We start from the raw sequence: 16,541 nt of genomic DNA, 5'->3' as shown, positions 1-16,541 counted from the left end.
CCCTCAGCGCGTCGCCCCGGCCCCCGGGGCGACGCGCCAGCCGGGCAGGTCCACGAAGTGGACGTCGTAGCGTTCCTGCTCGGGCAGCAGCGACTCGAACGAGGCCTCGCCCCGGCTGATCGCCGCCAGCCGTTCGAAGTAGCCGAACCGCTCGATCCCCGGGCTCAGCACCGCGAACACCTCCGCGGTGCGGCCCGGCGCGGCCCCGAACGCGTGCGGCATGCCCGGCGGCACCACCACCAGCCCGCCCGCGCCGACCTCGACCACCCGGTCCCCGAGCCGGAACACCATCACCCCGTCGAGCACGTGGAACAGCTCCGTGGAGCGCAGGTGCCGGTGCGGCCGGGCCCCGTCGGCCCCCTCGCCCATCGTGAGCCGGTTGGCGCTGACCGCGCCCCCGTCGGCGAGCAGCTCGAACGCCCCGCCGTGCGCCAGCGGCGCCGTGGCGGCCTCCCCGGGAAGCACCACCACGGCGTCCTCCGAAACGGACATCGCACATCCCTCCTTCGGTCTCCATTCCACGCGGGGAACAGGCGGGGAGCCAGCGGCGGTTGCCGAAGACAGTGATCTCCGAACGAGATGGACGGGCCGCCCATGGAGCTGCGCCAGCTGGAGTACTTCGCGGCCGTCGCCGACGAGGGCGGGTTCGGCCGGGCCGCCGAGCGGCTCGGCATCGTCCAGTCCGCCGTCAGCCAGCAGGTCCGCCGACTGGAACGGGAGCTGGGCGTGCGGCTGTTCGACCGCTCGACCCGGCATGTCCGGCTCACCGGCGACGGTGAACGCCTCCTCGCCGACGCCCGCGCCGTGCTGGCGGCGGCCGGGCGCCTCCACCGGACCGCCGCCGAGCTGGCCGCCGGCGACCAGGGCGTGCTGCGTCTCGGCGTGGTGCGCGGCCCCGGCGACCGCCTCTACCGGACGCTCGACGCCCTGGCGGAGATCGCGCCCCGGCTCCAGGTCCGGCTGGTGCGCCTGCCGCCCGCCGAACGCGTCGCGGCCGTGCGCACCGGCGAGCTGGACGCGGCCCTGGTGCGCGCCCGCCCGGAGGCCCCCGGTCTCGAACTGCTGCCCGTCTGGGACGATCCGCTGCTGGTGGCGCTTCCCGCCGGCCATCCCCGGGCCGCCGGGTCCCGGCCGACGCTCGCCGATCTCGCGCACCTGCCGCTGCGCCTCGCGCCCCGCGCGGCGAACCCGCCGTTCCACGACCTGGTGACGGGCGCGTTCCGGCGGGCCGGGCTGGAGCCGACGCCGGGCCCGCCCTTCCGCGGCCTCCAGGAGACCCTCACCGAGATCGCCGCGGGCCCGCCGTCCTGGACGCTGTTCTACGAGGCCGCCCCGGTCCCGGCGCCGTCCCGGGTGGCCGTCCGCCCCCTGGCGGAGCCGCGCCTGACGACGTTCCTGGCGGTGCGGCCGGACCCGCCCGCGCCGCCGATCCGGCACCTGCTGGCGGCGTTCAGGGCGTGCGCGCCGGCCGGGTCGTCCGGAAGGTGAGGTGGTCGACGGCCCAGCCGTCCCGGGTGAGGCCCCGGTGGGCGGAGCGGGGCCTTTCCTCGGCGAGGGCCCGTTCGTGCCGGCGGCGGACGCGTTCGGCGTGCTCGGGGGAGATCATCGGGCGGTGGCCGTCCGGTGCCATGACGGGACTCCGGGCGCCGGTTCCCGCGAGGTCCGGGTGGAACGGCTCAGGGCCGCTGGACCGGGTCGGTCCGACGGCCCTGTTCGACCGGTTCATGGTCACGCCTTGTTGAAGGTGTTCTTGGCCCAGAGGTAGGAGACGGCGCCGATGCCGACGCACCAGGCGGTGGCGATGGCGGCGCTGTCGCCGATCGGGGTGCCGAGCAGGAGGCCGCGGACGGTCTCCATGATCGGGGTGAAGGGCTGGTACTCGGCGAACCAGCGCAGGGCGGCGGGCATGGAGTCGGTGGGGACGAAGCCGCTGCCGAGGAAGGGCAGGAAGACCAGGGGCATCGGGGCGTTGCTGGCGGCCTCGGGGGTCGGGGACCGCAGGCCGAGGGCGACCGCCAGCCAGGTGACGGCCACGACGAACAGGGTGAGCATCCCGGCGGCGGCCAGCCATTCGACGGCGGTGGCGTCGGGGCGGAAGCCGATGGCCAGCGCGATGCCGACGACGAAGGCGAGGCTGAGCAGCTGCTGGACGACGCTGCCGACGACGTGGCCGGTCAGGACCGACGCCCGGGAGATCCGCATGGTGCGGAAGCGGGCGATGACGCCCTCGGTCATGTCGGTGGCGACCATGACGGCGGTTCCGGTCGCGGCGGTGGCGGCGGCCATGAGCAGGATGCCGGGGACGACGTAGTTGACGTAGGTGCCGCGCCCGCCGCCGAGCCCGTTGCCGAGGGTGCCGCCGAAGACGTACACGAACAGCAGCAGGATGATGACGGGCGTGATGACCAGCTGCACGGTCATGGACGGGTAGCGGAGCAGGCGCTTGAGCTGGCGGCGGGTCATGGTGGCCGAGTCGCGCGCGGCCAGGGCGAGGGTGCTCATCGAACTGCGTCCTTGGGGTTGCCGGTGAGGGTGAGGAAGACGTCGTCGAGGTCGGGGGTGTGGACCGACAGTTCCTCGACGTCGATGGAGTGGTCGTCCAGGCGGGCGAGCATCTGGCGCAGGGAGCCGACGCTGCCGTCGCTGGGGATCTGCAGGGTGAGGGCGTCGCCGTCGAGGAAGCCGGTGCCCAGGGCGCGCAGGGCGGAGTCGACGTGGTGCTGGTCGGCGAAGCGCAGGCTGACGTGCCCGCCGGGGATGAGCCGCTTGAGCTCTTCGGGGGTGCCTTGGGCGATCAGCGTGCCGTGGTCGAGCATCGCGACGCGGTCGGCGAGCTGGTCGGCCTCCTCCAGGTACTGCGTGGTGAGGAAGATGGTGACGCCGTCGGCGACCAGCTCGCGGACGACCTGCCACATGGAGCGGCGGCTGCGCGGGTCCAGGCCGGTGGTGGGCTCGTCCAGGAAGATCAGGCGGGGGTCGCCGACCAGGGTCATGGCCAGGTCCAGGCGGCGCTGCATGCCGCCGGAGTAGGTGGAGGCGGGCTTGCGGGCGGCCTCGACCAGGTCGAAGCGCTCCAGCAGCTCGGCGGCCCGGCGCCTGCCGTCCCGGCGGGACAGGTGCCTGAGGTCGGCCATGAGGAGCAGGTTCTCCTCACCGGTGAGCAGCTTGTCGACGGCCGAGTACTGGCCGGTGACGCCGATCGCGCCGCGCACGTCGTCGGGCCGGCGGGCCAGGTCGTGGCCGGCGACCCGGATGTCGCCGCCGTCGGCCGGGATCAGGGTGGACAGGATCTGGACGGTGGTGGTCTTGCCGGCGCCGTTGGGGCCGAGCAGGGAGAAGATCGTTCCTTCGGGGACGGCCAGGTCGATGCCGTCGAGCACGACCTTGTCGCCGTTCTTGCCGCGGTAGGACTTGCGGAGCCCGTTCGCCGCGATGGCCAGGTTCGTCATGGGGGTGTTCCTTAGAGGCTGCGGGCGGCGATGTCGCCGTGGGAGGTGGTGGCGCGGATGTCGAGTTCGGTGGTGCCGTCGTTGCGGAGGGCGTTGCTGACGCGGCCGTGGGAGGTGTGGGCGTCCAGGGCGGCCGAGACGCCGGTGGCGGCGGCGACCGAGATGTCGCCGGACTGGGTGCTCAGCACGACCGTGCCGCCGGTGGCCTCGGCGATCCGGATGTCGCCCCGCTGGGTGCTGATCTCCGCGGGGCCGTTCAGCCGGCCGACCTCGACGTCGCCGTCGGTCGCGGTGAGGCGGACGCTCGCGGCCTCGTCGATCTTGATCTGGTGGTAGGCGCCGTCGAAGGCGATGTCGCCGAGGCGGCCGACGGCCCGGAGCTCGGTGCTGGCCGCCCTGGCCTCGACCTGGGAACCGGCGGGCAGCTTGACGGTCACCTCGACGGAGCCGGAGGGGCTGAGGATCTGCTTGCCGCCCGGGGCCGTGATCCGCAGGACGCCGTCGCCGTACTCGACCGTGGTCTGCTCCGCCGCCTTCACGTCGCGGCCCTTCGAGGCGTTCGCGGGCCGGACCTCGACCGCGGTGTCGGTCCGGTCGGCGGCGATGAACTGGACGCGTCCGGCGGGGATCTCCAGGGCGGCGGTGATCGGGGCGGGGGTGTCGAACTTCTGCATCGTGGGCTCCTGCGCTCGTTGTTTCTGACGTTGGAAAAGCTACGTTGCCTTGACGGATCGCGCAACACCTTCGTTGCTTACAAACATCATTTATGCAGGTAGAAACAAGATAATCGTTGCATGACTTGTGAGAAGTAACGCAACAAGGAGTCCAGTTCGTTGCATTGGACTGCCGGTGAACGCTATGCTGGCGCCGTCAGGGACGCCGGGACGACAAGGAGATCGCGATGCCGGGAGGCAGGCTCACCCAGCAGGACCGCCAGCAGATCGCGCTGGGGCTGGCCGACGGCCTGGCCTACGCCGAGATCGCCCGGCGTCTGGGCCGTCCGACCTCGACGATCACGCGTGAGGTGATGCGCAACGGCGGCCCCACCGGCTACCGGCCCGACCTGGCCCACCACACCGCCCAGCAGCGCACCCACCGGCGCAGGCCCGCCTCCTCCTCCCGGGATGCGGAGCCGGCTCCCCAGCCCCACGGGCGCGACGCCGAGGCCGTGCGCGAGTACCGGGAGTCGCTCACCACCGTCTTCATGACCTCGGGCCTGCCCAGGATGATGGCCCGGGTGCTGGGCTGCCTCTACACCACCGACTCCGGCAGCCTCAACGCCGCCGAACTCGCCCGGCAGCTCCAGGTCAGCCCGGCGTCCGTCTCCAAGGCGATCACCTTCCTGGAGAGCATGGACCTCGTCCGCCGGGAACGCGACGAACGCCGCCGCGAGCGCTACGTCGTCGACAACGACCTGTGGTACCAGTCGATGGTCCGCAGCGCCCAGCACAACGCCCAGCTCTCCGAGACCGCCCGGCGGGGCGTCGCCATCCTCGGCTCCGGCACCCCGGCCGCCATCCGCCTCGAGAACACCGCCCGCTTCCTCGACTTCGTCGGCGAGAGCCTGGCCCGCGCCGCCGAGCAGGCCCGCGAGGTCCTCTACACGCAGCTCGAACCGGTCCCGGACGGCACCGGCCCGGACCACGGATAGGAGGGCGCGGTCGTAGGAGCCGGGTCCCGGTCCGGGGGGTCGGGGATCGGCCGTGGGAGGGACCCCGGTCAGCCCCGCAGGGGACGAGACGCGGGCGCGGACGCGGCAGGCTCTGCTCTCGGAAATCCGTTCTCCGAGAGGTAGCGATGCGTCGCACGACCACCGTTCTCGTCACCGCCGCACTGGCGGGTTCCCTCCTGCCGTCCGCCGCCGTCGCCGGAACGGCGCGCCCGGCGCCGGCCCCGTCCGGGGTCCGGGTCGCCCTTCCCGCGCCCACCGGCACCGCGAGGCTCGGCACGACCGAGCTGCATCTCGTCGACCGGTCGAGGCCGGACCCCTGGGTGCCGTCCAGGCCGTACCGCGAGCTGATGGTGAGCCTCTGGTATCCCGCCAAGCGCGCCGACGGGTACCGCAGGGCCCCGGCGATGCCGCCGAACGCCGCCGCGCACTTCGGGAGGACGGCCGCCGAGCAGGAGGGTTTCGCCGGGGCCGACCGGGTGGACTGGGCCGGGATCCGCGGCCACGCCCGCGCGGGAGCGCCCGCCGGGAGCGGCAGGCGCCCGGTGCTGCTCCTCTCGCCCGGCAACAGGATGCCGCGCACCCTCAACACCGCCCTCGCCGAGGAGATGGCCGGCCACGGCTACGTGGTCGTCAGCATCGACCACACCCACAACCCCATGGGGGTGGAGTTCCCCGGCGGACGCGTCGAGCCCTCCAGGCAGCCGCCGTCGGCGTCGTTCGACCTCATGCGGAAGGAGTACGCGACCCGCGGCGCCGACGCCCGGTTCGTGCTGGACAGCCTCGAACGGCTCGCCCGGGGCGGCAACCCCGACGCCGGACGCCGGGCGCTGCCGCGCGGCCTGAGGGGCGCCCTCGACCTGACGAGGGTCGGCATGTTCGGGCACTCGCTGGGCGGCGCGTCGTCGGCGCAGGCGATGTCCGACGACCGGCGGATCGACGCGGGCGTCGACCTCGACGGCGGGTTCGTGTCCCGGGAGGGGCCGCTCGGGCCGGTGGTGGAACGCGGCCTCGACCGCCCGTTCATGATCGTGAACGCGGACCGCGGCGGCCACGACCACCCCTCGATCCGGCCGTTCTGGGACGGCCTGCGCGGCTGGCGGCGCAGCATCCAGGTCGCGGGCGCCGGGCACCACTCGTTCAGCGACCTCCAGGCGTACGTCCCCCGGATGGTCCGGGCGGGGGTGACGCCGAAGGAGTTCGGCACCGCGCTCGTCGGCACGATCGATCCCGCGCGGTCGTTCGCCGTCCAGGGGGCCTACCTCCGCTCCTTCTTCGACCTGCACCTGCGGAAACGCGACGACCACCTGCTGGACGGGCCGTCGCCGCGCTTCCCCGAGGTGCGCTTCCTCCCGTGAGCGCGGGCCGCGGGTGGGTGAAATGCTCGTCCGGTGGCGGACATGTGGTGCTCGTCCGATCCGTACGGCGAGAGGAAGGCATGTGTCAGCCATCCCGGAGAGCTCCCCTCCACCCGATGAACGCAGACGCCGCTTCGAGCGGGTCTACGCGGCCCACCGTGCCGAGATCCTCGGATACGCGCTGCGCCGCACGGCCGATCCGCAGGACGCGGCCGACGTCCTGGCCGAGACCTTCCTGATCGCCTGGCGGAGGCTGGACGACGTGCCGCGCGGCGGGGAGGCCAAGCTCTGGCTGTACGGCGTCGCCCGCCGCGTGCTGGCCAACCACCACCGGGGCGAGCGGCGCCGGTCGGCGCTGGTCGGCGACCTGGCCGGGCAGCTGCGGATCGACCTGGCGGCGCACCGCGTGCCCCGGCCGGAGGGGGAGCTGGCCGCGATCGCGGCGGCGTTCGGCGAACTGTCCGAGGACGACCGGGAACTGCTGTCCCTGGTCGGCTGGGAGAACCTGGACCGCGGCGAGATCGCGGCCGTGCTGGGCTGCTCGCGCAACGCGGTGCGGATCCGGCTGCACCGGGCCCGCCGCCGGTTCGCCCGCGGGCTCGACCGGCACGGGGCCCGCACCCCGCACACCCACGCCCTGTCGGCAGCGGTCATCAACGGAGAACGCGCATGAACCACGACATCGACACGCTCGTCGGCCGCCTCACCCCGGTCACCGACGCCCGCGCCGCCGAGCTGCTCACCGACGACACGGCCGCCGACCTCGCCAGACGGATCACCGCGACGGCCGCGACGGCCGACGAACCCGCCGCCGTCCCGGCCCGGCCCCGGTTCCGGCGCGGGCTGACCGTCGGGCTGCCGCTGCTGGCCACGGGGGTGGCGGGGGCGGCGGTCGCCGTCACGCTCGCCGCCCCGTCCGGGGACCCCGGCACCTCCGCCCGGCCCACGCCGACCCGGGCCACGCAGGGGCAGGTCACGCTGGTCTCCGCGCTCAGCTTCACCCGCAAGGGCGGCCACCTCGACGTGCGGATCCGCGACCCGTACGCCGACCCCGCGCGGTACAAGGAGGAGTTCGCCAAGCACGGCCTGAACGTCCGCCTGAGCCTGGTCCCCGTCTCCCCCTCGATCGTGGGCACCGTCGTGATGGAGGACACCAGCGACGGGACGCGCCCGAACGACATCACCCAGATCCGGGTGAAGGGCGCCTGCGAGGTCCCGAGCGGCGGGAACGACTGCACCGTGGGAGTGCGGATCCGGATCGGCTACAAGGGCAGCGCCGCCGTCGTCTTCGGCCGCGCGGCGCGGCGCGGCGAGAAGTACACGAGCACCGCCAAGGCGGACGCGCCCGGAGAGGCCCTGCACGGCATGGTGTACCGCAAGCAGCGGCTGTCGCGGGTGCTGGCCGCGCTGAAGGAGCGGAACCTCACCGCGCCCGAGTACCGGGTCATGGTGGGCAACGAGTCCCAGGTCCGCTACCCGGGGCAGGTGCCCGGGGACTGGTACGTCCATGACGCCTCCCCGTGGGCGCACGGTCAGGTGCTGCTCTTCGTCGGTCCCCGGCCCACCGAGCAGGCCACCGGAGAGGGGCGGCCGCCGGCCTCGACGCCGGGGGCGCCGTCCCCGACGCCGAGGTCCTGATCCCGTTCGGCCGGACGCCCCGTTCCCACCCGCGTGGGACGGGGCGTTCCGCGTTGAAATGATCTCCCGGGGCCGGACATGTCCCCCGCGAGACGGCGCGACGCGCGGGCCGTCGGGATGGAGGGAGACCCCTTGGCCGAGCAGAGGACACTCGCCGTGGCCGCGACGGCGGTCGCGGCCGTCACCGCGGGCACGATGGGCGTGGCGCTGCCGAGCGGACCGGACCCGGTGAACGGGAGCCGGGTCGCGGCCACGGCACGGACCGCCACGCCCACGTCACCGGACATCCGCGACCGCTTCCCGCACGGCCTGCGGAAGGAGGCGGTGACCGGCGACGCGCGCCGCCCGGCGAAGGCGCGGCGGCTGGGCGCCCAGGCGGGGGTGCGGGTCGCGCTCGACGTGCTCGACCGGCGCGGCAAGCCGCCCGCGGACCGGACGGCCGTCGAGTTCCACCCGCTGAACGGCGACGACCCGTTCTTCGTCGAGCTGCGGGACGGCCACGTCGAGGGCGAGCTCCCGGCGGGCCGCTATGCCGTGCTGACCCGCGTCGCCACGGCCGAGCCGGACGGCACGACCTCCTCGGCCCTCGTCTACCGGCCGAAGGTGGCGATCACCGGGGCCACCAGGATCCTGCTCGACGCGCGCGAGGCCGTGCCCGTCGCGGCGACGGTCGACCGCGCCGACGCCCGGCTCCTGAACGGCGAGGTGCGCGTCATCCAGAAGATCGCGGGCCGGCCGGTCGTCACGTCCGCGATGATGCAGCTCAGGAACGCCTACGTCACGCCGACCGCGTCCACGCCGGACCTGACCCTCGGCCTGCACGCCGTCTTCACCCGCGAGGGCGCCGAGAACGGCAGCCCGTACGTCTACAACGTGGCGAGCCAGCGGGCGGGCGGGGTACCGCGGAAGCCGGGCCTGCGCGTGCGCACCAGGGACCTGGCCGCGGTGAGGACCGGGTACGGCACCGAGGGGCGCCCGGTCTGCGCCGGCGGTCACGCCTCGCCGCTCTGGACGGACGGCGGCATCCGGATCGGCTTCTACACGGGCGTGGGCGCGGCGCCCGCCACCCGGACCGAGTACTACTCGCCCGGCATCACGTGGGACATCGACTGGATGAACACCACGCCGGACTGCGGCTTCGGGTGGGACACGACGGAGGTGTGGGCGCGCCAGGACCGCTTCCCCAAGGCGGGCCCGTACCAGCGCCGCCTGACGCCCGCCCCGTTCAGCCCTCGCGGGGTCGTCATCTGGGGCGGGCACGAGGGCGGCGAGCCGGCACTGGCGGTCGGCACGCACTCGACGGACGCGGGCACGAGCGCCATCGCGCCGTATCCCGGATCGACCGGCACCTCGGTCCTGCGCGACGCGAACGGAAAGACCGTCTCCACCTCCGACCATCCCGGCACGGCCTGGAAGTGGCCGGTGCCCGAGCCGGGCGACTACAGCCTCACGGTGGAGGAGAAGCGCGCCTCCCCGTTCTCCTCCCTCGCCGTCCGCCAGCGCGCGGTGTGGCGCTTCGCCCGTACGGGACGGCAAGGTCATCACCCTGCCGTCGCTCACCTTCCGCACCTCCCTCGACGCCCGGTCGAGGGGCAGGGCGGGGGCCCGCCAGCGGGTGACCGTGACGACCGGCCGCGCGGGCGGCGCCCGTCCGAAGCTGTGGGCCTCGTCCGACGAGGGCAGGACCTGGAAGGCCGTCCCGGTGACCCGCGGGGGCGGCGCGTGGGTGGGGACCCTGACCAACCCGAAGGCGGGCTTCGTCTCCCTGCGGGCGGCCGTCGCCGGGGTCGTCGACCAGACCGTGATCCGGGCCTACGCCGTGCACCGGTAGGGGCCGCGGCGAGGGTCAGCCGGGCGGGCCGGGACGCCGGCCGACGGTCGCCAGCAGGGAGGCGATCAGGGGGTTGTGGTCGTCGCGGCGCCAGGCCGCGGCGACCCGCGTGCGGGTGGCGCCGGGCGCGATCCCGCGGAAGGCGACGCCTCGGAGGCGGATGCGCCGGATGCTCGCCGGGGCGAGCGACACGCCGAGACCGGCCTCCACCAGGCCGCAGACGGTCTGCCACTCCACGGCGCGCTGGGCCACCCGGGGCGTGAAGCCCGCCGCGGCGCACAGGCCGACGATCTGGTCGTGGAGGCCGGGGCCGACCGCGCGGGGCGGCAGGACGAACGGGGCGCCGGCCAGCTCCGCGACCGGGACGGCGCGCTGGGCGGCGAGCGGGTGCGCGGACGGCAGGACCACCACGAACGGCTCGGTCAGGACGGTCGCGAACCCGAGCCCCGCCTCCTCGGCCGGCTCGCGCAGCAGCCCGACGTCGATGGCCTTGTCGTGCAGGGCGGCGAGCTGCGGCGCGGTGGTCATCTCGTGGATGTCGAGGCGCACGTCGGGGAAGCGCTCCCGGAACCGGCGCAGCAGGTCGGGCAGGACGGTCAGGGCGAGCGAGGCGGCGAAGCCGATCCGCAGGCGGCCGGCCCGGCCGTCGCCCACCGCCCGCGCGGCGGCCAGCCCGTCCGCCAGGCCGGTGAGCGCGCGCCGGGCGGCGGGCAGCAGCTCGCGGCCCGCCGGGGTGAGGGAGACGCGTCCCGGCTCCCGGTGGAACAGCGGATGGCCGACCTTGCCCTCCAGCCGGCGGATCTGCTGGCTCAACGGCGGCTGCGCGATGCCCAGGCGGGCCGCCGCGTGACCGAAGTGGAGTTCCTCGGCGAGCACGACGAAGGCGTGCAGCTGTTGCAGGGGAAGTTCGGGCCGCTCCATACGCCTAGAGATATCAGGAGATCCCCCAGGGCGTATTAGACGTATACCCGCTGGTCGTCCTAGCCTTCGGCGCATGACAGAGCGACGCGCGATCCTCAGCGGCTCGACGTTCGAGGAGGGGATCGGCTATGCCCGCGCCGTGGTCGACGGCGACCGGGTGCACGTGTCCGGGACGACCGGGTTCGACTACGCCACCATGACGATCTCCGACGACGTGGTGGAGCAGGCCGAGCAGTGCCTGCGCAACGTCGAGGCCGCGCTGGCGGAGGCGGGCTGCACCCTCGCCGACGTGGTGCGGGTGCGCTACCTGCTGCCCGACCGGGCGGACTTCGAACCCTGCTGGCCGGTGCTGCGCCGCCGCTTCGGCGAGGTGCGCCCGGCCGCCACCATGCTCGTGTGCGGCCTCGCCGACCCCCGCATGAGGTTCGAGATCGAGGTGGACGCGCGGCGGCTCCCCCGGGCGGGGTAGGGCGCCGGCTCCGGTTCGGTCGCGCGGGGGAGGTGGGCCGTGACGGCGGGTGTGAGAGTCGACGGACCGGTTCCCGAGCGAACGGAGACTCTCATGAGGAACGTCATCACCCGCACGCTGGCCGTCCTCGGCGTCGCGACGGCCGTGGCGGCGGCCACGGGTGCCGCCGCCGGGGCGGCCACGTCGGACGGAGGCCATACGGCACAGGTCCGAGGGGCCGCTCACCTGGACTGGGACGGCAAGCACACCGGGCCGTGGAAGAGCGACCTGTGGATAGGCGTGGACAACGCCCGCGCGACCTACCCGGACGCCGTCTCCGTGGTCCCGTCCGCCGCCTCGGGCACCGTCCGCGTCAAGCACCGGTTCTGGAACACCGAGACCCACCAGGAGGGGACGGCGTGGTTCAACCTGGACGTCGACTGCGTGGCCGTCGGCGGGCCCGTCGCCACCATCACCGGGATCGTCAACCAGCAGCACTCGCCCGACCAGGCGTTCCTGGAAGGGGTGCGGGTGGGGCTGACCGTCTACAGCGGGGCGGGGAAGCAGCCGGGCAGGGTCGGGGCGCTGCGCGCCGGGACCAGGGACGACCAGATCCCGCTGTGCGCCTCCACCGCCCCCGCCTGGCCGGTCAAGAAGGGCGGCTACCGGGTCTGGGACCGCTGAACCACCGCCAGTCCCCCCGGGGCCGAGGTCAGCGGGCGAGCAGGGCGCGCAGGGCCTTGGTCACCTCCGCCGGGGACTCCTCGGCCATGAAGTGGCCGCAGGTGACGGTGGTGTGCTCCAGGTCCGGGGCCCAGGCCCGCCACAGGCCCGCCGCGTCGAAGCCGAGGGCCGCGCCCCAGTCCTGCTGGAGGACCGCCACCGGCATGCGCAGCCGGTTCCCGGCGGCGCGGTCGGCCAGGTCGTGGGCGTTGTCGATCCCGGCCGAGGCGCGGTAGTCGGCGACGATCGACGGGACCGCCTCGCGGCAGGCCCTCAGGTAGGCGGCGCGCACGTCGGCGGGGATCGCGTCCGGCGAGTTCGCCCACAGGTCCAGGAAGTGCCCGAAGAACGCGTCCGCGCTCGCGGCGATCATCTGCTCGGGCAGTCCCGGCGGCTGCGCCATCAGGTACAGGTGGAAGCCGACGGCCGCCGTGACGCCGTTCATCACCTCCCACATGTCCGCCGTGGGCAGCACGTCCAGGCTGGCCAGATGCGTGATCGTCGAAGGGTGGTCCATGGCCGCGCGGAACGCGACCAGCGCGCCCCGGTCGTGCCCGGCCAGCGCGAACCGCTCGTGCCCCAGCTCCCGGGCCAGCGCCACGATGTCGGCGGCCATGGTCCGCTTGGAGTAGACGTCCTCGGCCACGGCCTCGGGCTTGTCGCTGTCGCCGTAGCCGCGCAGGTCCGGGCAGATCACCGTGTGGTCGGCGGCCAGGTCGGCGGCGACGTGCCGCCACATCAGGTGGGTCTGGGGGAAGCCGTGCAGCAGGACGACCGGGCTGCCCGAGCCCGCGACGGCGGAGTTGAGGGACACGCCGTCGGCGACGGGGACGCGCAGGTAGTCGAAGCCGGGGATCATGTTCTTCTCCTTGTGGTGGTTGACCAGCGGGTTTCATGGTCGGCGGCGTCGATGAGCAACCGATGAGCGCGTTACCGTGGCGGGGACGGAGGGGAGGCGCGTGGCGGTCGAGTTCGGAGTGCTGGGGCCGGTGGCGGCCTGGGACGCCGGCGGGCGGCCGATCGGGCTGAAGGGCCCCCGGCACCGCGCGGTGCTGGCCCGGCTGATCGTCGCGCGGGGCCGGATCGTGCCCGCCGCGCGCCTGGTCGACGACCTGTGGGAGGACCCGCCGGACGGCGCGGTGGCCGCGGTCCGCACGTTCGTCGCGGCGCTGCGGCGCGCGCTGGAGCCCGAACGCCCGCCCCGCGCCCCCGCCCGGCTCCTGGTCACCGAGGGACCGGGCTACGCGCTGCGCACCGACGCCGTCGACGCCCGGCGTTTCGAACGCGCCGTGGCCGACGCCGCGAACCTGCCGCCGCACGACGCGTTCACCCTGCTGGAGGAGGCGTCGCGGTGGTGGCGCGGCCCCGCGTACGCCGAGTTCGCCGGGGAGGAGTGGTGCCGGAGCGAGCGGTCCCGGCTGGCCGAGCTGCGGCTGACCGCCGTCGAACGCCGCGCCGAGGCGCTGCTGTCGCTGGGCCGCGCCGCCGAGGCCGTGCCGGACCTCGACGCCCACACCACCGAGCACCCCCGGCGGGAGGACGCCTGGCGGCTGCTCGCCCTCGCCCTGTACCGGACGGGCCGCCAGGCCGACGCGCTGGAGGTGCTGCGCCGCGCCCGGACGCTCCTGGCCGAACGCCTGGGCGTGGACCCCGGCGTGGGGCTGCGCCGCCTGGAGGCCGACGTCCTCGCGCACGCGCCGGACCTCGACCCCGGCGGGGCGGCCGCCCGCGTGTGGACGCAGACGGCGGCCGTCTACGACAGCACGGTGGCGTCCGGCGCGCGGGCGCGGCTGGAGTCGGCGGTGACCCTGCTGCGCGATCTCGCCGTGACCGGGGGCGGCGGGCTGGAGGCGGCCCGGCGGCACCGCATGGCGGCGGTCGAGGCCGCCGAGGAGCTGGACGATCCGGAGCTGACGGCGCGGGTGGTCGGGGCCTACGACGTTCCGGCGATCTGGACCCGCTCCGACGACCCCGCCCAGGCCGCCCGCCTCGTGGCGGCCGCCGAACGCACCCTGCCCCGCCTGCCCGCCGGCGCCGACGCGGCGCGGGCCCGGCTGCTGGCCACCATCGCGATGGAGTCCCGCGGCGACCGGGGCGAACGCGGCCCCCGCGCCGCCCGGCGGGCCGAGGAGATCGCCCGGCGGCTGGACGACCCGCGGCTGCTGGCGTTCGCGCTCAACGGCGCGTTCCTGCAGAGCTGCGGGCGCGCGGGCCTGGCCCCGCGCCGGGACGGGATCGGCGCGGAGATCATCGCCCTGTCCGAGCGGCACGGCCTGACCACGTCCACGGTGCTGGGCCACCTCATCCGCCTCCAGGCGCGCAGCGCGCTGGGCGACCTCCCGGAGGCCGACCGGCACGCGGACGCCGTGGACCGCCTGGCCGAACGCCACGAACTCCCCCTGGCGGGCGTGTTCACCCGCTGGTACCGGGCGCTGCGCCTCGACATGAGCGGCGCGCCCTACGACGAGGCGGAGGCCGCCTACCGCGACGCCGCCGCGCGTTTGGACGGGACCGGGATGCCCGGCCTGGAACGCGGCCTGCCGCCCCTGGCGCTGCTGTGCCTCCGGCTGCGCCACGGCCTGGACGCCCCCACCGACGACGCCCTCGACTGGGGCCCCTACCACCCCTGGGCGCGCCCCCTGGTGCTGCTCGCGCGGGGACGCGCCGAAGCGGCCGCGCTCGCCCTCCGCGAGACCCCGGAACCTCCCCACGACCTGCTCCTGGAGGCGATGTGGGCCCTCACCGCCCACGCGGCCGCCGCCCTGGGGGACCGGGAGATCGCCGGGCGCGCCCGCGCCGCCCTCGCCCCCGCCGCGCGGGAGTGGGCGGGCGCGGGAAGCGGCCTGCTGACGCTGGGTCCGGTCGGCCACTACCTGGAGCGCCGGTGAGCGCCGTCCGGGCGGCGGGGAAGGACCGCAGGGCCATCGGGTGATCCGCAAGGAGACGCCCTGGCGAGGAAAGAGCCCCCTTGAGGAGAACCTCCCGCCCGGCCGGAGAGCCGGGCGCCATCGACCGGCGGGCCATCCGGGTCCGTGAAGCGCACGGGTGATCGCCAGGACGGCTCGTCGCCTCCCGTCCGACCCCTCCAGAGGACCAGGCGGCGTCCTGGCGTGTCCCGGCCCCTGGCCGGTGGTGCCGTGCGCGGTCGATCGGCGGGCCGTCCGGGCCGTTGAACGCGCGGGCCGCCGCCGTGCCGCGATGACGGTCGGTCCTGGCGCTCTCGTCGCCTCGAATATCCGGATTCGAGGGACCTTCCGCGCCGCGCCGCGTCATGATCAACTAAACCAAGATCAACGCTTGGATCGTGAAGGAGTTCCCCGCCATGTCCGACACCCCCCGCCTTCACCGCCGCGGACTCCTCCTCGGCGCCGCCGCGGTGACCGGCGGCTCCGTCCTGGGCACGCTGCCGCCCACCCCCCGCGCGGCCCGCGCCGCGACCGGCGGCCACACCCCCCGCATCCACACCCGCGCCGACTGGGCGGCCCGCCCGCCGAAGGCCCCCGCGACCGTGCTCGCCAAGGCCCCCGACCACATCGTCGTGCACCACACCGCCTCGGAGAACTCCACGGACTACTCGCTGGAGCACGCGTTCGGCCTGTCCAGGGCCATCCAGAACTTCCACATGGACGACAACGGCTGGGACGACACCGGCCAGCAGCTCACCATCAGCCGCGGCGGCTTCCTCATGGAGGGCCGCAACCGCAGCCTGGAGGCCATCGCCGCCCGCCAGCACGTGATGGGCGCCCAGACCCTCGGCCACAACGACCACACGATCGGCATCGAGAACGAGGGCACCTACCTGACCGAGACGCCCACCAAGCGCCTGTGGCTCAAGCTCGCGGTCACCTGCGCCTGGCTGTGCGAGACCTACGACCTGGACCCGTTCGAGGCCATCGTGGGCCACCGCGACTACGTCGCCACGGCCTGCCCCGGCGACCGGCTCTACGAGATGCTCCCGGCCCTCCGCGTCATGGTCGCGGGCATCATGGAGCTCACGACGTCCCCCGGCCGCGAACTGCACACGCCGCGCCGGGGCCCCTTCCCCGTGCCCCGCACGCGCTTCGACCACGGCCCCGCCGCCGCCCCCGGCGAGCGCTGAGCCCCCGCCGTCCGGTGACCCGGCCCGGGTCAGGCGGTGCGGCGGCCGCGGACCTCCAGGGTGGCCAGGAGCCTCGCGGTCGCCTCGGCTATCTCGTCCACCGCCTGCTCGAACGCCTCCGCGTTGTGCGCGGCGGGCGCGCGGAAACCCGAGATCTTGCGGACGTACTGGAGCGCGGCGGCGCGGATGTCCTCGTCGGTGACGGCCTCGGCCATCGGCGGGCGGAGGGTCTTGATGCTGCGGCACATGCGTCCAGTGTGACGCGCGCCACCGACAAAAATGCGACCCCCGGCGCCGAGGACGTGCGCCGGGGGTCGGGCGAGGGGCGGTTTCTTCTCAGGGAGCTTCGGGAGCTGATCCGGCCGTACGGGGCGGGCCGAGAGTCACCCCGTACGGCCGTTCAGG

General features: G+C 74.8%; 20 protein-coding genes. 10 read left to right on the top strand and 10 right to left on the bottom strand.

The genetic code is table 11. The features are described 5' to 3' along the window. Nucleotides 1–3: 3 nt before the first annotated feature. Nucleotides 4–492: a cupin domain-containing protein gene (locus tag HNR61_RS07330; RefSeq protein WP_067828150.1), complete on the bottom strand. Its 489-nt coding sequence runs from the start codon at nt 490–492 to the stop codon at nt 4–6. 102 nt (nt 493–594) lie between these two features. Between HNR61_RS07330 and HNR61_RS07325 the strand changes: the two genes are divergently transcribed. Further along, nucleotides 595–1,488, top strand: a complete 894-nt coding sequence (locus tag HNR61_RS07325) for a LysR family transcriptional regulator (RefSeq protein WP_182842376.1) — start codon at nt 595–597, stop codon at nt 1,486–1,488. Here the strand turns inward: HNR61_RS07325 and HNR61_RS07320 are convergent. The 4 genes from HNR61_RS07320 to HNR61_RS07305 all read right to left on the bottom strand — a co-directional run bounded on the left by HNR61_RS07320 (nt 1,451) and on the right by HNR61_RS07305 (nt 4,123). Continuing rightward, nucleotides 1,451–1,630, bottom strand: a complete 180-nt coding sequence (locus HNR61_RS07320) for a methylase (RefSeq protein WP_182842375.1) — start codon at nt 1,628–1,630, stop codon at nt 1,451–1,453. The two genes, HNR61_RS07325 and HNR61_RS07320, sit on opposite strands and share 38 nt — an antisense overlap. 98 nt (nt 1,631–1,728) lie before the next feature. Further along, complete coding sequence (locus HNR61_RS07315; RefSeq protein WP_182842374.1) at nt 1,729–2,502, bottom strand: ABC transporter permease; 774 nt, start codon at nt 2,500–2,502, stop codon at nt 1,729–1,731. Next, nucleotides 2,499–3,449: an ATP-binding cassette domain-containing protein gene (locus HNR61_RS07310; RefSeq protein ID WP_182842373.1), complete on the bottom strand. Its 951-nt coding sequence runs from the start codon at nt 3,447–3,449 to the stop codon at nt 2,499–2,501. The genes HNR61_RS07315 and HNR61_RS07310 overlap by 4 nt, the downstream gene beginning before the upstream one ends. An 11-nt stretch (nt 3,450–3,460) precedes the next feature. After that, a complete protein-coding gene (locus HNR61_RS07305; RefSeq protein ID WP_182842372.1) occupies nt 3,461–4,123 on the bottom strand; it encodes a DUF4097 family beta strand repeat-containing protein in 663 nt (220 codons plus the stop codon). Between the two features lie 227 nt (nt 4,124–4,350). Here HNR61_RS07305 and HNR61_RS07300 point away from each other — a divergent pair, with 227 nt between their 5' ends. From HNR61_RS07300 to HNR61_RS07285, 4 genes are all read left to right on the top strand, one after another. Further along, nucleotides 4,351–5,100, top strand: coding sequence for a GbsR/MarR family transcriptional regulator (locus HNR61_RS07300; protein WP_182842371.1), 750 nt, complete (start codon nt 4,351–4,353; stop codon nt 5,098–5,100). 146 nt (nt 5,101–5,246) lie between these two features. Continuing rightward, a complete protein-coding gene (locus HNR61_RS07295) occupies nt 5,247–6,476 on the top strand; it encodes an alpha/beta hydrolase family protein (protein ID WP_182842370.1) in 1,230 nt (409 codons plus the stop codon). A gap of 82 nt (nt 6,477–6,558) precedes the next feature. Next, nucleotides 6,559–7,149, top strand: a complete 591-nt coding sequence (locus HNR61_RS07290) for an RNA polymerase sigma factor (protein ID WP_312897801.1) — start codon at nt 6,559–6,561, stop codon at nt 7,147–7,149. Then, complete coding sequence (locus HNR61_RS07285) at nt 7,146–8,114, top strand: hypothetical protein (RefSeq protein WP_182842368.1); 969 nt, start codon at nt 7,146–7,148, stop codon at nt 8,112–8,114. The genes HNR61_RS07290 and HNR61_RS07285 overlap by 4 nt, the downstream gene beginning before the upstream one ends. Before the next feature lie 276 nt (nt 8,115–8,390). Here HNR61_RS07285 and HNR61_RS07280 read toward each other — a convergent pair whose 3' ends face one another. Next, nucleotides 8,391–8,936: a hypothetical protein gene (locus HNR61_RS07280; protein WP_182842367.1), complete on the bottom strand. Its 546-nt coding sequence runs from the start codon at nt 8,934–8,936 to the stop codon at nt 8,391–8,393. Nucleotides 8,937–9,193: 257 nt separating this feature from the next. Then, complete coding sequence (locus tag HNR61_RS07275; RefSeq protein ID WP_182842366.1) at nt 9,194–9,502, bottom strand: hypothetical protein; 309 nt, start codon at nt 9,500–9,502, stop codon at nt 9,194–9,196. A 227-nt stretch (nt 9,503–9,729) separates the two neighbouring features. Between HNR61_RS07275 and HNR61_RS07270 the strand changes: the two genes are divergently transcribed. Beyond that, nucleotides 9,730–9,945, top strand: coding sequence for a hypothetical protein (locus HNR61_RS07270; protein WP_182842365.1), 216 nt, complete (start codon nt 9,730–9,732; stop codon nt 9,943–9,945). Nucleotides 9,946–9,960: 15 nt separating this feature from the next. On the opposite strand, the gene HNR61_RS07265 is transcribed toward HNR61_RS07270, so the two are convergent. Beyond that, entirely contained in the window at nt 9,961–10,866 is a 906-nt protein-coding gene (locus HNR61_RS07265) for a LysR family transcriptional regulator (RefSeq protein WP_182842364.1), read from the bottom strand. Between the two features lie 73 nt (nt 10,867–10,939). Here HNR61_RS07265 and HNR61_RS07260 point away from each other — a divergent pair, with 73 nt between their 5' ends. Together HNR61_RS07260 and HNR61_RS07255 are read left to right on the top strand one after the other, a co-directional pair. Then, nucleotides 10,940–11,335, top strand: coding sequence for a RidA family protein (locus tag HNR61_RS07260; RefSeq protein ID WP_182842363.1), 396 nt, complete (start codon nt 10,940–10,942; stop codon nt 11,333–11,335). 93 nt (nt 11,336–11,428) lie between these two features. Beyond that, on the top strand, nt 11,429–11,998 hold the full coding sequence (locus HNR61_RS07255) for a hypothetical protein (protein ID WP_182842362.1): 570 nt from the start codon (nt 11,429–11,431) through the stop codon (nt 11,996–11,998). A 28-nt stretch (nt 11,999–12,026) separates the two neighbouring features. Here HNR61_RS07255 and HNR61_RS07250 read toward each other — a convergent pair whose 3' ends face one another. Beyond that, on the bottom strand, nt 12,027–12,896 hold the full coding sequence (locus HNR61_RS07250; RefSeq protein WP_182842361.1) for an alpha/beta fold hydrolase: 870 nt from the start codon (nt 12,894–12,896) through the stop codon (nt 12,027–12,029). A gap of 100 nt (nt 12,897–12,996) precedes the next feature. Here HNR61_RS07250 and HNR61_RS07245 point away from each other — a divergent pair, with 100 nt between their 5' ends. Then, entirely contained in the window at nt 12,997–14,925 is a 1,929-nt protein-coding gene (locus tag HNR61_RS07245) for an AfsR/SARP family transcriptional regulator (protein WP_182842360.1), read from the top strand. Between the two features lie 434 nt (nt 14,926–15,359). Continuing rightward, complete coding sequence (locus HNR61_RS07240) at nt 15,360–16,136, top strand: peptidoglycan recognition protein family protein (protein ID WP_182842359.1); 777 nt, start codon at nt 15,360–15,362, stop codon at nt 16,134–16,136. 29 nt (nt 16,137–16,165) lie between these two features. On the opposite strand, the gene HNR61_RS07235 is transcribed toward HNR61_RS07240, so the two are convergent. Then, nucleotides 16,166–16,384, bottom strand: coding sequence for a DUF2277 domain-containing protein (locus tag HNR61_RS07235; RefSeq protein ID WP_067829113.1), 219 nt, complete (start codon nt 16,382–16,384; stop codon nt 16,166–16,168). Nucleotides 16,385–16,541 lie beyond the last annotated feature (157 nt).

The sequence above is a fragment of the Actinomadura kijaniata genome (genome assembly GCF_014138665.1).
GTDB lineage: Bacteria > Actinomycetota > Actinomycetes > Streptosporangiales > Streptosporangiaceae > Spirillospora > Spirillospora kijaniata.
Note: the sequence above shows the minus strand (reverse complement) of the source record. Positions and strands in the feature narration are given on the sequence as shown.

What these genes read in the sequence shown, in the direction of transcription:
- HNR61_RS07310 (WP_182842373.1), bottom strand. Translation starts at nt 3,449, where the DNA reads ATGACGAACCTGGCCATCGCGGCGAACGGGCTCCGCAAGTCCTACCGC.
- HNR61_RS07295 (WP_182842370.1), top strand. Translation starts at nt 5,247, where the DNA reads ATGCGTCGCACGACCACCGTTCTCGTCACCGCCGCACTGGCGGGTTCC.
- HNR61_RS07235 (WP_067829113.1), bottom strand. Translation starts at nt 16,384, where the DNA reads ATGTGCCGCAGCATCAAGACCCTCCGCCCGCCGATGGCCGAGGCCGTC.
- HNR61_RS07330 (WP_067828150.1), bottom strand. Translation starts at nt 492, where the DNA reads ATGTCCGTTTCGGAGGACGCCGTGGTGGTGCTTCCCGGGGAGGCCGCC.
- HNR61_RS07300 (WP_182842371.1), top strand. Translation starts at nt 4,351, where the DNA reads ATGCCGGGAGGCAGGCTCACCCAGCAGGACCGCCAGCAGATCGCGCTG.
- HNR61_RS07315 (WP_182842374.1), bottom strand. Translation starts at nt 2,502, where the DNA reads ATGAGCACCCTCGCCCTGGCCGCGCGCGACTCGGCCACCATGACCCGC.
- HNR61_RS07320 (WP_182842375.1), bottom strand. Translation starts at nt 1,630, where the DNA reads ATGGCACCGGACGGCCACCGCCCGATGATCTCCCCCGAGCACGCCGAA.
- HNR61_RS07325 (WP_182842376.1), top strand. Translation starts at nt 595, where the DNA reads ATGGAGCTGCGCCAGCTGGAGTACTTCGCGGCCGTCGCCGACGAGGGC.
- HNR61_RS07240 (WP_182842359.1), top strand. Translation starts at nt 15,360, where the DNA reads ATGTCCGACACCCCCCGCCTTCACCGCCGCGGACTCCTCCTCGGCGCC.
- HNR61_RS07260 (WP_182842363.1), top strand. Translation starts at nt 10,940, where the DNA reads ATGACAGAGCGACGCGCGATCCTCAGCGGCTCGACGTTCGAGGAGGGG.
- HNR61_RS07285 (WP_182842368.1), top strand. Translation starts at nt 7,146, where the DNA reads ATGAACCACGACATCGACACGCTCGTCGGCCGCCTCACCCCGGTCACC.
- HNR61_RS07305 (WP_182842372.1), bottom strand. Translation starts at nt 4,123, where the DNA reads ATGCAGAAGTTCGACACCCCCGCCCCGATCACCGCCGCCCTGGAGATC.
- HNR61_RS07255 (WP_182842362.1), top strand. Translation starts at nt 11,429, where the DNA reads ATGAGGAACGTCATCACCCGCACGCTGGCCGTCCTCGGCGTCGCGACG.
- HNR61_RS07265 (WP_182842364.1), bottom strand. Translation starts at nt 10,866, where the DNA reads ATGGAGCGGCCCGAACTTCCCCTGCAACAGCTGCACGCCTTCGTCGTG.
- HNR61_RS07250 (WP_182842361.1), bottom strand. Translation starts at nt 12,896, where the DNA reads ATGATCCCCGGCTTCGACTACCTGCGCGTCCCCGTCGCCGACGGCGTG.